Here is a 12,279-nt window from a genome sequence, read left to right on the forward strand (position 1 = left end):
CTCCTCCTCGAGCGAGCGTCCTTACAGGACGACGGTGACGACCTTCTCCTCGGTGTTGGCGAGGATCCCGCTCCAGCCGAGCTCGCGGCCGACGCCGCTGGACTTCATCCCGCCCCACGGCAGGGCGGCGTCGATCGGGGCCCAGCCGTTCACGCCGACCGCACCGGCGCGAACCTGCGCGGCGAGGGTGTACGCGGCGGTCACGTCCCGGGTCCAGATGGTGGCGGCGAGGCCGTAGGTGGTGTTGTTGGCGATGCGGACGGCGTCGGCCGGGTCGTCGAACGGGATCACCGAGCCGACCGGGCCGAAGATCTCCTCGCGCGCGATCGTCATGTCGTTGTCCACGTCCGCGAAGATGGTCGGCTGCACGAAGTAGCCGGGCCGCTCGGGGCGGGCGCCGCCGGCGACGAGCCGGGCGCCCTCGGCGCGGCCCTTCTCGATGTAGCCGAGCACGCGCTCCTGCTGCTTCTTGTTGACCAGCGCGCCCATCGTGGTGACGGGGTCGAGCGGGTCGCCGAGCACCTGCTGCCGCGCGGCGCCGGCGAGGGCGTCGACCACGTCGGAGTACAGCGAACGGTGCACGAGCACGCGGGTGCCCGCGGCGCAGACCTGGCCCTGGTTGAAGAACAGGCCCATCGCGGTGCCGCCGATGGCCGCTTCGAGGTCGGCGTCGGCGAGGATGATCTGCGGCGACTTGCCGCCCAGTTCCAGGGTGATGCGCTTGAACGACTGGGCCGCGGCGACGCCGACGTGGCGGCCGACCTCGGGGCTGCCGGTGAAGCTGATCTTGTCGACGTCCGGGTGGTCGATCAGCGCCTGGCCGGTGACCTCGCCGAGGCCGGGCAGCACGCTGACCACGCCGTCGGGCAGGCCGGCCTCCTTGAGGAGCTTGGCCAGGTGCAGGATCGACAGCGGCGCGTCCTCCGGCGGCTTGACCACGACGGTGTTGCCCGCGGCCAGCGCGGGGGCGAGCTTCCACGCGGTGATCATCAGCGGCGTGTTCCACGGGATGATGGCGGCGATGACGCCGACCGGCTCGCGGCGCGTGTAGGAGTGGGTGGGGCGGCCGAGGTAGCCGTCGGTGGGGATGACCTGGCCGGTGATCTTGTCGGCCCAGCCGGCGAAGTGCCGGAACGTGCGGGCGGCGTTGGGCATGTCGAGCACGGTCGGCTGGCCGACGGGCTTGCCGATGTCGAGTGCTTCGAGGCGGGCGAGCAGCTCGGCGTCGCGGTCGATCAGGTCGGCGACGCGGTTGAGGATGAGGCCCCGCTGGGAGCCGGGCAGGGCGGCCCACTCGCCGGACAGCTGGGCGCGGGCGGCCTTGACCGCGGCGTCCACGTCCTGCGCGGACGCGGCGGCGACGTCGACCAGCTTCTCCTCGGTGGCCGGGTTGAGGTCGGCGAACGTGCCCCCGGTGCCGTCGCGCCACTGGCCGGCTAGGAAGAGCTGGCTGGGGAAGGTCTCGGTGGTGGTCACGGGCGGTGCTCCTCGGCGATCGGCGTCGACCACGACCCGGACGGGCCGTCTGTCCCGAGGATGCGCCACGTCACAGTGGCCGGTCTTGCGTCTGCGCGCACGGCTCTTGTGCGTGCGCGCACCAGATCAGCTCTCGGCGAGCAGGTGCCGCAGGTACCGCTGCGGCGCGGCGAGGAAGTCGCGGGTCAGGCGCACCGGCAGCCGCGCTGCTCGGTGAGTTCGGCCAGCCGCGCCAGCACCGCCGCGCACCCGCGCACCCGCGCACCCGCGCACCCGCGCACCCGCGCACCCGCACCGAGAGCGTCGCTTCCGGCTCATCCGGCAGGTGTCGGCCGTGTGGCCCGAACCGGTGCCTCACCAGGCCCAGGAACGACTCCCCGTGCGAGCGTTCGTGACGAAACACCCCAGGTGATCACCCAGGGCCGACTCGCTGGCGCGGGTCGCGAAGTTGAAGTTCCGGCTGCCGCCCTCGGGGTTGAAACCCGCGGCTACCGCGAGCGCCTCCACCAGGGTCGACTTGCCGCTGCCGTTCTCGCCGACCAGGAAGGTCACCCCGGGCGCCAGCGGCAGACCGCCGGAGCGGGCCAGGTGCGCCACCACGGGCAGGGTGAACGGGTAGCTGCCCAGATCCGCGCCCGGGGCGAGCCGGACCCGCTGCACGAACACCGGCGCGCGCTACCCCGCCACCAGCTGCGCCCGGTGCTCCCGCGGCGTGCGGCCGTACTTGGCGCGGAAGGTGCGGCTGAACTGCGCCGCATCCACCAGGCCCCAGGACGCCGCGATCGCCGCGACCGGGCGGGCCGCCAACGCCGGGTCGGCCAGGTCGTGCCAGCACCGCTCGAGCCTGCGGTCCCGGATCCAGCCGGTGATCGTCGCGCCGCGGCGTTCGAACAGTTTCTGCAGCTGGCGCAACGAAACGTGCACCGCGGCGGCCACTTCGGACGGGGACAGCGCCGGGTCGGACAGGTGCTCCTCGATGTACCGCTGCGCCGCCGTGACCACCGTGTCCGCGGGCGGCTCGGCCTGCGCGGCGAAACACGCGGCCAGCATGTCGACCGCCGCGTCGGACAGGAAACCCGCCTCCGGGCCGGGCCGCGCCACCCGCGGGTCCAGCCCGCGCAGCAACGCCGACGTCAGCGCGCCACTGCCGGCCGAACCCGGGATCGTCACCGCCGTCAGATCGTCCACCCGCGGCGCCCGCGGCTTCAGCCGCCGCCGCGGCACGAGCAGCACCAGCATCTCGAAGTCGTCGTCGAAAACCAGCTCGTACGGCCGGTTCGTGTCGTACACGGTCAGATCGCCGGGCGCCAGCCGCGCGGTGCGGCCGTCCTGCTGGACGACGCCGTGCCCGCGCAGCTGCAACCCCACCTTGTACAGGTCGCCCGCCCGGCGCCGGATCAGGCCGCGGGTCCGCCGCGTGACCTGGCGCGTCGAGCTGACCACGGAGACCTGCAGGTCGGCCATCGGCCGGGCGTGCACCCGCCCGTGGAACCGGTTCCCGACCGAGACGACGTCCAGCGGCACGAACGCGCTGGCCAGCACGTCGCGCCAGGACTCCAGGCTCGTCGCGGCGCCGGCGTCCAACGTCATCGGGAACGCGCCCACCTCGGCCTCCTCGCCTCGAATAACCGAACGCCCGGTCGGATTGGCGCCATGGTACGTGGCGGGGTGCCGGGCGTCACCCTCCCGCCGGGGCCGTCACCCGCGCGGCGCCGCGGCGGCGCAGGTGCTCCGGCTCGGCGATGAACCGGGCCCCCAGCACCGAGAGCAGGCACAACAACCCGCACACCAGCGCGATCGGCCAGGTCTGCCCGCCGGACGCGGACGTCAGCGCGGCCGCCACGAACGGGATGCAGCCGCCGACCACCGCGCCGGCGATCTCGCGGGTGAACGTGACGCCGGTGTAGCGGTAGCCGACCGGGAACAGCTCGGACATCATCGTCGCCTGCGAGGCCAGCGTCAGGTCGTTGCACAGCGTGTAGAGCAGGACCAGCGCCGCCCAGATCACCACCGGCGTGCCGGTGTCCAGCAGGAAGAAGAACGGGTAGAACAGCAGCGCCGCCGCGGTCGCCCCGGTCATCATCACCGGCCGCCGCCCGAAGCGGTCGCACAGCCAGCCCGCGGTCGGCACGGTGACCACCTTGAGCGCGTTGGCGATGACGATGCCCAGCAGGCCGACCCACGCCGCGGTGCCGACCTCCTTGGTCAGGTAGCTCAGCGCGTAGACCGAAGGCAGGTAGCTGATCACGTTGGGTGCGACGGAGATCAGCATGCCGGGCAGGATCTTGCGCCCGGAAGTGGCGAACAGCGCCCGCAGCGGCGCCCGCGTGGCGCGGCCCTCCTCCTTGGCGCGTTCGAACTCCGGGCTGTCCGGCACCTTGAGCCGCACGATCACGCCCGCGACACCGACCAGGCAGCTGAGCAGGAACGGGATCCGCCAGCCCCAGCCGGTGAAGTCCGCATCGGACATCAGCGCCGAGGTCAGGAAGAACACGCCGGTCGCGACCAGCGAGCCGACCGCGTTGCCGAGCGTCGGCGCGCTGGCGTTGATGCCACGCGCCCTGGTTTCGGCGTGCTCGGCGGACAGCAGCATCGCCCCGGCGTACTCGCCGCCGGCGCCGAGCCCCTGCACGACCCGCAGCAGCACCAGCGCCACCGGCGCGAACACGCCGGCGGTGGCGTAGCTGGGCAGCAGGCCGATCAGCGTGGACGCCACGGCCATCACCATCAGGGTCACGAACAGCATCGTGCGGCGCCCGACGCGGTCGCCGAGGATGCCGATGATCACGCCGCCGACCGGGCGCGCGAAGAACCCGACGGCGAACGTGGCCAGCGACGACAGGGTCGCGACGACGGGGTCACCGGAGGGGAAGAACACCTGCGGCAGCACGAGTGCGGCGGCCGTGCCGTAAAGGGAGAAGTCGTACCACTCGAGCGCCGTGCCCACGGTCGAGCCCACCGTGGCCCGGCTGATCCGGAGTCTCATCGCAGACCCTTCGTTGCGTCTGACGAACGTCTACATTAACGTTCATGGTGGCGACAGGCTACGAGTTCGCTTTCCCTGCGGTCAAGAGACAAGGAACCGCTTTGACTTCCATGAACGTTAATGAGACGGCCCTGTCGAAGTACAACCCGCTGTCCCGCGTGCTGTGCTTCGACCGGTTCGACTCCACCACGCACGGCTGGACCGAGCTGCTCGGCAACTACGACGGCCGCGGCGACCTGGACACCGTGGACGACCACATGCGCGACTTCCGCCCGCCGCAGCTGTCCTCGTGCACGTTCTTCGACGTCGGCACGCACGGCACGCTGAGCGGCAACTACGCGCTCAAGCTCGCGACGCGCCCCTACCCCGGCCACACCGCGACCGGCATCCGCCGCCTGACGATGGCGGGCCGCGGCCGGGTCCGCATCGAGACCCACTTCGCGTTCAAGGCCGAAGCCACCGTCGGGCACGAGGCGCCCGCGTCGGTGCCGTGGGACGGCAACCGGCACCCGTCGGAGTCGCAGTTCGGGGCGTTCACCGTGGCCACCGACATCTGCTCGGACGGCGGCCTGCGCTACCACAACGTCATCCGCTACCAGAACACCAACCTGGACGGCGAGATGACGAACCGCTGGATGTACCCGGTGGTGCCGGAACCGACGCCGCGCGACCACCAGGAGGGCAAGTTCGCCCTCCCCTACGCCGCCGACTTCACCGCCCCGGACCCGGACGACTGGCGCACCTTCGGCGAGCCGCTGGAGATGTGCGTCAACGAGGTGCCCACCAAGATCAACTGGCACTACCTGCGCTGGGACATCGACACCAGCACCCGGTCCAATGTGGAGCTCCAGCTCAACGACCGCGTGATGGACATGCGGGACGTGCCAGTGCCGCCGTACCCGGACCGCTACGGCACGCTGGACAACCTGCTCAACTTCTACTTCTCGGTCCGCACGCACTGCGGCGTCCGCAACTTCCTGTTCCTGGACTCGGTCCTGATCTCGGTGGATTGGTGAGGCACGACATGCGCTCGACGACGACGGCTGTCCTGGAACGCAACACCGTGGTGCGCGAGGACTTCGCGACCGAACCCTACGAGCTGCCGTGGGCCGCCGAGGCCCGGTTCTTCGTGCAGGCCCTCGACCTGGACGGCCCGCTGGTCTTCCGCACCGAGATCTCCCCCGACGGCCTGCACTGGTGCCCGCTGGACGACACCGAGCACCGCATCGACGCGCCGGGCCTGATCACCTGGGCGGTGAGCGGGTTCGGCCAGTGGCTGCGGGTGCGCTGCGCCGTGGGTCCCGGCACGACCGGGAAGCTGCGCATCTATCTTGTTGGCAAGGGTTGATCCGGAGGTCAGGCTGGTGGTGCGCGCTCGGCGGGTCACGTTGCGTGACGTCGCGGACAGGGTCGGCCTGTCCGCGAACACGGTGTCGCGCGCGCTGTCGGGCAAGGACCAGGTCAGCGAGGCCACGCGGGAGATGATCGTCGCCGAGGCCCGGCGGCTGGGGTACGTGCCGAACAGCCACGCCCGGTCGCTGGTCTCCGGCACCACGATGGTGCTCGCGCTGGTGATCACCAACCCGTCCAACCCGTTCTACGCCGCGCTGATCTCCGCGGTGGAGCGGCAGTGCCGTCTCGCCGGGTACTCGGTCCTGCTGCTGGTCACCGAGGAGAACGAGGACAACGAGGAACGCGCGGTGCAGCAGCTGCTGCGCTTCGGCGTCGACGGGGTGCTCGCGGTGCCGATCCAGCACCGGCCCGGGGTGTGGGCGGAGCTGTCCGCGGCCGGGCTGCCGGTCGTGCTGCTCAGCCGCGACATCCCGGAGCTGGGGTTCGACTTCGTCGGCATCGACGTCGAGCAGGCGGTCGCGGACGCGGTGTCGCGCGTGGCCGTGCCGGGGCGGGCGTGGCTGTTCGAGGAGGACCTGGAGATCAGCACGGTCGCCCAGCGCATCGCGGGTTTCCAGCGCGCGCTCGGCGGCGATTCGCTGGTGCTGAAGGTGCCCGGGCACCGGACGCGGGACGCGGCACTGCCGTGGCGGCCGGACGACGCCCACCGGCTCGCGGCCGGGCTGATCAGCCGTGAGCACCACCCGGAGCTGGTGGTCACCGGCAACGACTACTTCGCACTCGGGGTCTACAAGGCGGTCCGGGAGTGCGGGCTGACCGTCGGCGAGGACGTGCGCGTGCTCGGCTACGGCGATCACCCGTTCGCCGCCTACCTGGAGCCGGGGCTGACCACGATCCGGCTGCCCGCCGACGAGGTCGGCTCGGCCGGGGTGGAGTTGTTGCTGCGGCGGGTCGCGGACCCGGACCGGCCGCGGGAAACCGTGCGGTTGAGCGCCGAACTCGTCGAGCGCGGCTCGGCGCGCGTCGTGCGCTGATCGTCGCCGTCCGTCCAGGAAAGATCAACCTTCCCGCCACAATCCGGACATAGCGTCCGCCGCATGAGACGCACTCCCCACCGGTGGACGGCGGCCGCGCTCGCGCTCGGCCTCGCCGCCGCACTCGTCCCCACCCTCGCCGCCGCCGCGCCCGGCGACGTCGTCGTCCGCGAATCCTTCGACAGCGGCGCGCTGCCCGCCGGGTGGACGCCGGTCGCCGGCACCTGGCAGGTCAGCGGCGGCAAGCTGACCAACACCGCGCCCGGCACGCTGTCCCGGATTACCTTCGGCACGCACCTGGAGGACTTCCGCGCCGAGGCCACCATCCGGTTCGACTCGGTGACCAACTCCAGCCGCTGGGCCGGCATCGTGCTCGACACCGCGCCCGGCGGGGCCGTGCCGTGGAGCCAGGCGGTCATGCGGTCGGCCTCCACCGCGACCAACGGCATCGAGTTCGCGCAGCGCACCGAGGCGAACACCTGGAACGTCACCGACACCGCCGCCGCGCCGCACGACGCGGGCACCGGGCGCGACGTCCGAGTGGCGATCGAGGTGCACGGCAGCCGCGCGAGCTGGAGCTTCGACGGCAAGACAGTCCTGACCACGACCAAGCTGCGGCGCAGCGCGTCGGGCGTGTTCGGGTTCATCGCCGACGGCGCGAAGATCAGCGTCGACGACGTGGTGGTCACCCAACTCGAACCGCTGCCGGTGACCCAGCCGGACGGCGCCCTGCCGCTCACGGTCGCGCACCGCGGCTACTCCGCGGTCGCGCCGGAGAACACCCTCGCCGCCGTCGAGGCGGGGATCCGCGCCGGCGCCGAGTACGTGGAGATCGACGCGCAGACCACCCGCGACGGCGTGCCGGTGGTCATGCACGACAACACCGTCGACCGGACCACCCCGGGCACCGGCGACATCTCGACGCTGACTGCCGCTCAGGTCACCGCGCTGGACGCGGGGTCGTGGTTCTCGCCCGCGTTCGCCGGGCAGAAGGTGCCGACGCTCGGGCAGGTGCTGGACCTGGTCCGCACCAGCGGGTCGACGCTGCTGCTGGAGATCAAGGGCCCGGAGACCCGCGCGGAGACCACGCGGATCCTGGACGAGGTGCGCAGTCACGGCATGGCGCGGCAGGTGCTGGTGCAGAGCTTCGACGAGCAGGTCCTGCGGGACGCGCGGGCGGTCGCGCCGGAGATCCCGCTGGGGCTGCTGCGGGGCGCGGTGGACGCCGATCCGGTGGCGACGGCGAAGGCGTTCGGGGTGGTGACGTACAACCCGTCCGCCGCCGCGCTGCTGACGCGTCCGGACGCGGTGTCCCAGCTGAACTCCGCCGGGATCGCCGTGATGCCCTACACGGTGAACGACGCCGCGACCTGGCGGAAGCTGGCCGACGCCGGGGTGGACGCGATCATCACCGACCGGGCGGGCGAGCTCGCCGGCTGGCGGTCGGGGCACGCGGCGCCGTCTGTGTCGATTTCGGTGCCGGGTGAGCTGCGGCGGTTCGTGCCTGCGCCGGTCGCGGTGTCGGCGCGGGACGCCTCATCGGTCTCGGTGACGCTGGACGGGACGCGGATCGACCCGGCGGTGCCGCTGGACCCGCGCTCGCTGGCCGCCGGCGCGCACGAACTGGTCGCCACCGCGACCGGCCCTGGCGGGACGGCTTCGGCGTCGGCGAAGTTCGAGGTCGTGGTCGACGTGACAGGCGTGCGAGTGCTGGTCGCCGAGGCCGGGACGCGCCCGGAGGAGACGGCGACGATCCTGCGCCACCTGGACGCCGGGCGCTTCGACCAGGCCGCCGACGCGGTGCGCCGGGCCGGATTCGCGCCGGAGCTGGAGCGGATCCTGCTGGCGGACCTCGCGTTGATCGCGGGTCGCTGAGGGCCGGGGTGGCGGGGCGATCTTGTCCCCGCCACCCCGTCCGGGTGAGACTGGCGCGGTGGATCGCGTGCGCATCGAGATCAGTCAAGGCGTCGCCGACGTGCGGCTCAACCGCGCCGACAAGCGCAACGCGCTGGACCCGGCGATGTTCGCGGCCCTGGTGCGGGCGGGCGAACGGCTGAAGACCGAGCCGGGGTTGCGGGCGGTCGTGCTCTCCGGCGAAGGGCCGGACTTCTGCGCCGGCCTGGACTTCGCGGCCTTCCAGGCGATGCGCTCCGGCGACCGGATCAGCGCCGACGTCGACCTGCCGCCCGCCGACGGCCCGGCCAAGGAGACCGGGCAGCGCGCCGCCTACGTGTGGACCGAGCTGCCGGTGCCGGTGATCGCCGCGATCACCGGGCACGCCCTGGGCGGCGGGCTGCAGGTGGCGCTGGGCGCGGACATCCGGATCGTCGCGGCGGACGCGAAGCTGTCGGTGCTGGAGATCAAGTGGGGGCTGATCCCGGACATGACCGGCACGCAGGTGCTGCCCGAGCTGGTCGGCCGGGACGTGGCGAAGGAGCTGACCTTCACGGGACGGATCGTGAACGGCGCCGAGGCGGTGTCGCTCGGCCTGGCGACGCGCGTGGCCGACGACCCGCGGGCGGAGGCGCTGGAGCTGGCCCGGTCGATCGCCGGGCGCAGCCCGGACGCGGTCCGCGCGGCGAAGCGCCTGCTGGACCTGCCGCGTGACCACGAGGCCGGGTTCGCGGCGGAGCAGCGGGAGATCACCGCGCTGATCGGCAGCCCGAACCAGGTCGAGGCGGTGACCGCGTCGTTCGAGAAGCGGGCGCCACGCTTCACCGACCCGGCCTGAGCCGCGAGTCCCACGCCCCGGCGCGCGAGTTCCACGCTCACGCCCGGGCTCCACGCTCAGGCCCACAGGACCCACACCCACGCGCACCCGGGCCCCACACCCACGCACCCAGGCCCCACGCCCGTGCCCGCACGACCCACCCCACGCGCCCCAGCCCCACGCCCGCGCCCGCCGCGCCCCGTCGACCCGGGCGAACACCCCAGCCGCGCACACTGCCCGGATCCACGGCTCCGGCCTCAGCCCCGGAGCAGGCCCGACCGCCGCAGGTTCTCCGCCGTCTCGCGGATGGTCGTCGCGGGGTCGCGGGGTACCCAGCCCAGGACCTCCCGCGCCTTGTCCGTGCGGATCACCGGCACCTCGGCCTCGCCAGGAGCCTCGCGCACCGGCACGCCCAGCAGCTCGGCGATCTGCGCGAAGCTCATCGCCGGCCCGCTGCTCACGAGGAACCGCTCGCCGGCGGCCGACGGCGCGGTCATCGCACGCACATGCGCGTCGACCACGTCGCGGACGTCGACCACGCCGAAGTACGACCTCGGCACCACCGGCATCGTCCCCTCCAGCATCGCCTTGATCAGGCCGGTCGAGGTGGACAGCCGGGGGCTCAGCACCGGCCCGAAGATGCCGGTCGGGTTGATCACCGCCAGCTCCGGCCCGCCGTCGCGCGCGTAATCCCACGCCGCCCGCTCCGCGACGGCCTTCGACTTCACGTACGCGGTGTTGTCGTCCGCCGGGTCGGTCCAGTCGGTCTCGTCGTAGAAGCCGCGGGGCGTGCCGCTGTATCCGACGGCGGCGAACGACGAGGTCAGCACCACGCGCCGCACCCCCGCGTCCCGGGCGGCGCGAAGCACCCGCACCGCGCCGTCCCGCGCCGGGCGGATCACCTCGTCCTCGTCGGCCGGGTCGTCGGCCGGGAACGGGGAGGCGACGTGCAGCACGTACTCGCAGCCGTCGGCCGCCTCCGCCCAGCCCGCGTCGCTGTCCAGGGTGGCGACGGCGAACTCGGGGTCCCCGCCGACCGCCTCGCGCACCTCCCCGGCCCGATCAGTCGACCGGACCGTCGTCCGCACGGCCCACCCGTCGCGCAGCAGGCGGGCGATGACGTGCGTGCCGACGAACCCCGTCCCGCCCGTGACCAGGACGGGGCCGCGCGCGGTCACTTCAGCCGGGGCAGCAGGCCCCGGATCTCGTCGACGGCCCGTTCTTCGGCGGCCGCGTCCCGGCGGTCCCGCGCGTCCCACAGCTCGGCCTTGAGCCGCAGGTAGTCGCGGCGCACGCGCAGCCGCTCGATCTCGGCGTCCAGCCGTTCGACGTTGCGGGCGAACAGGTCACGCTGCTCGGCCGGGTCGCCGCCGTCGAGGTGGCGCAGGTAGACCCGCATGTCGGCCAGGCTCATGCCGGTCGAGCGGAGGCAGCCGAGCGCCTCGATGGTCTCGACCAGCTCGGGCGGGTACCGGCGGTGCCCGCTGGACTCGTCGCGGTCGACCGGTCCGATCAGGCCGATCTTCTCGTAGTAGCGCAGGGTGGGTTCCGGCAGTCCGCTGCGCCGGGAGACCTCCTGGATCGTGCTCATACCGGCCAGTGTCGGATAGTTGAAGCGCTTGAAGTCAAGGGAAGGGCTGACATGACGCAGGACACGTACCGCCTCGGGGTGATGGACGGGGACGGCATCGGGCCGGAGATCGTGCCGGCGGCGGTCCGCGTGGTGGACGCGGCGGCGCAGGAACTCGACATCGAATGGGTACCGCTGCCGGTGGGCCGATCGGCGATCGACGAGTTCGGCACTCCCCTGCCGGATTCCACGGTCGAGGCACTGTCCGGTGTGGACGGCTGGCTGCTCGGCCCGCACGACAACGCGTCCTACCCGGAGCCACACCGCTCGCGGCTCAACCCGAGCGGGTTCCTGCGCAAGCACTTCGACCTGTTCGCCAACATCCGCCCGGCCAGGGCGTTCGACGGGACGCGGGCACTGGTCCCGGGCACCGACCTGGTGATCGTGCGGGAGAACACCCAGGGTTTCTACGCCGACCGCAATACCTTCGCCGGGGCTGGCGAGTTCATGCCGACGCCGGACGTGGCGATCGCGCACGCGATCTTCACGCGCGAGTCGGTGGAGCGGATCGCGCACGAGGCGTTCCGGCTGGCGCGGCAACGGCGGCGCCGGGTGACGGTGGTGCACAAGGCGAACGTCCTGCGGCTGACCAGCGGGCTGTTCCTGGACGTGTGCCGTGACGTCGCGCGGCAGTACCCGGACGTCGAGGTCGGCGACGCGCACATCGACGCGATGGCCGCCGCCCTGGTGCGGCGCGCGCCGGAGTTCGACGTGATCGTCACGGAGAACATGTTCGGCGACATCCTGTCCGACCTGACCGCGGAGATCGCGGGCTCGCTTGGCATCGCCCCGTCGGTCAACGTGTCGGCCACGCGCGGGATGGCGCAGGCCACGCACGGTTCCGCGCCCGACATCGCGGGGCGGGACGTGGCGAACCCGGTGGCGATGATCCTGTCGGCCGCGATGCTGCTGGAGTGGCTGGGCGAGCGCCACGACGACCCGGCGCCGGCCCGGGTCGCGAGCACCATCCGCGAGGCGGTCGCCGACACGATCCGCGGCGGCGTGACGACACCGGACCTCGGCGGCTCGGCAGGCACCCGAGCGTTCACCGACGCCGTGGTGGTGTCGATCAAGCACATGACGGGCTGAC

At 72.7% G+C, this 12,279-nt stretch carries 13 protein-coding genes; 6 read left to right on the plus strand and 7 right to left on the minus strand.

What is annotated here, in order from left to right; all coding sequences use genetic code 11:
- Positions 1-21: 21 nt before the first annotated feature.
- From styD to L2C96_RS30980, 5 genes are all read right to left on the minus strand, one after another.
- Positions 22-1,476, minus strand: coding sequence for a phenylacetaldehyde dehydrogenase StyD (gene styD / locus L2C96_RS30965; RefSeq protein ID WP_237338719.1), 1,455 nt, complete (start codon positions 1,474-1,476; stop codon positions 22-24).
- A gap of 126 nt (positions 1,477-1,602) precedes the next feature.
- Positions 1,603-1,725, minus strand: a complete 123-nt coding sequence (locus L2C96_RS44775; protein WP_272883479.1) for a hypothetical protein — start codon at positions 1,723-1,725, stop codon at positions 1,603-1,605.
- Positions 1,726-1,830: 105 nt separating this feature from the next.
- Entirely contained in the window at positions 1,831-2,142 is a 312-nt protein-coding gene (locus tag L2C96_RS45230) for an AAA family ATPase (RefSeq protein WP_237338720.1), read from the minus strand.
- Positions 2,143-2,151: 9 nt separating this feature from the next.
- Positions 2,152-3,066: an AraC-like ligand-binding domain-containing protein gene (locus L2C96_RS30975; protein WP_027936482.1), complete on the minus strand. Its 915-nt coding sequence runs from the start codon at positions 3,064-3,066 to the stop codon at positions 2,152-2,154.
- Positions 3,067-3,154: 88 nt separating this feature from the next.
- The gene (locus L2C96_RS30980; RefSeq protein ID WP_237338721.1) at positions 3,155-4,462 is read right to left on the minus strand and encodes an MFS transporter; all 1,308 of its coding nucleotides are present in this window, start codon (positions 4,460-4,462) and stop codon (positions 3,155-3,157) included.
- Between the two features lie 110 nt (positions 4,463-4,572).
- Here L2C96_RS30980 and L2C96_RS30985 point away from each other — a divergent pair, with 110 nt between their 5' ends.
- The 5 genes from L2C96_RS30985 (at position 4,573) to L2C96_RS31005 (ending at position 9,580) form a co-directional block, all read left to right on the plus strand.
- Entirely contained in the window at positions 4,573-5,478 is a 906-nt protein-coding gene (locus L2C96_RS30985) for a DUF6772 family protein (RefSeq protein WP_017981535.1), read from the plus strand.
- The gene (locus L2C96_RS30990; RefSeq protein WP_237338722.1) at positions 5,475-5,810 is read left to right on the plus strand and encodes a hypothetical protein; all 336 of its coding nucleotides are present in this window, start codon (positions 5,475-5,477) and stop codon (positions 5,808-5,810) included. The genes L2C96_RS30985 and L2C96_RS30990 overlap by 4 nt, the downstream gene beginning before the upstream one ends.
- A 16-nt stretch (positions 5,811-5,826) precedes the next feature.
- Positions 5,827-6,849 (plus strand): LacI family DNA-binding transcriptional regulator, encoded by a 1,023-nt coding sequence (locus L2C96_RS30995; protein WP_237338723.1) that lies wholly within the window; start codon positions 5,827-5,829, stop codon positions 6,847-6,849.
- A gap of 63 nt (positions 6,850-6,912) precedes the next feature.
- The gene (locus L2C96_RS31000) at positions 6,913-8,724 is read left to right on the plus strand and encodes a glycerophosphodiester phosphodiesterase (RefSeq protein ID WP_237338724.1); all 1,812 of its coding nucleotides are present in this window, start codon (positions 6,913-6,915) and stop codon (positions 8,722-8,724) included.
- Positions 8,725-8,782: 58 nt separating this feature from the next.
- Positions 8,783-9,580, plus strand: a complete 798-nt coding sequence (locus L2C96_RS31005; protein ID WP_237338725.1) for a crotonase/enoyl-CoA hydratase family protein — start codon at positions 8,783-8,785, stop codon at positions 9,578-9,580.
- Positions 9,581-9,816: 236 nt separating this feature from the next.
- Here L2C96_RS31005 and L2C96_RS31010 read toward each other — a convergent pair whose 3' ends face one another.
- Both L2C96_RS31010 and L2C96_RS31015 read right to left on the minus strand, forming a co-directional pair.
- Positions 9,817-10,737 carry an NAD-dependent epimerase/dehydratase family protein gene (locus tag L2C96_RS31010; protein WP_237338726.1) on the minus strand — a complete coding sequence of 307 codons (921 nt, stop codon included), beginning with the start codon at positions 10,735-10,737 and terminating at the stop codon, positions 9,817-9,819.
- On the minus strand, positions 10,734-11,150 hold the full coding sequence (locus L2C96_RS31015) for a MerR family transcriptional regulator (protein WP_237338727.1): 417 nt from the start codon (positions 11,148-11,150) through the stop codon (positions 10,734-10,736). Before L2C96_RS31015 ends, L2C96_RS31010 begins: the two co-directional genes overlap by 4 nt.
- Positions 11,151-11,201: 51 nt before the next feature.
- On the opposite strand from L2C96_RS31015, the gene L2C96_RS31020 reads away from it, so the two are divergent.
- Positions 11,202-12,278: an isocitrate/isopropylmalate dehydrogenase family protein gene (locus tag L2C96_RS31020; protein ID WP_237338728.1), complete on the plus strand. Its 1,077-nt coding sequence runs from the start codon at positions 11,202-11,204 to the stop codon at positions 12,276-12,278.
- Position 12,279 lies beyond the last annotated feature (1 nt).

This window comes from Amycolatopsis tucumanensis (assembly GCF_021654135.1).
Classification (GTDB): domain Bacteria; phylum Actinomycetota; class Actinomycetes; order Mycobacteriales; family Pseudonocardiaceae; genus Amycolatopsis_E; species Amycolatopsis_E tucumanensis.

Coding starts and splice junctions, on each gene's coding strand:
- L2C96_RS30975 (WP_027936482.1), bottom strand. CDS start 3,066: ATGACGTTGGACGCCGGCGCCGCGACGAGCCTGGAGTCCTGGCGCGAC.
- L2C96_RS30980 (WP_237338721.1), bottom strand. CDS start 4,462: ATGAGACTCCGGATCAGCCGGGCCACGGTGGGCTCGACCGTGGGCACG.
- L2C96_RS30985 (WP_017981535.1), top strand. CDS start 4,573: ATGAACGTTAATGAGACGGCCCTGTCGAAGTACAACCCGCTGTCCCGC.
- L2C96_RS31000 (WP_237338724.1), top strand. CDS start 6,913: ATGAGACGCACTCCCCACCGGTGGACGGCGGCCGCGCTCGCGCTCGGC.
- L2C96_RS31015 (WP_237338727.1), bottom strand. CDS start 11,150: ATGAGCACGATCCAGGAGGTCTCCCGGCGCAGCGGACTGCCGGAACCC.
- L2C96_RS31020 (WP_237338728.1), top strand. CDS start 11,202: ATGACGCAGGACACGTACCGCCTCGGGGTGATGGACGGGGACGGCATC.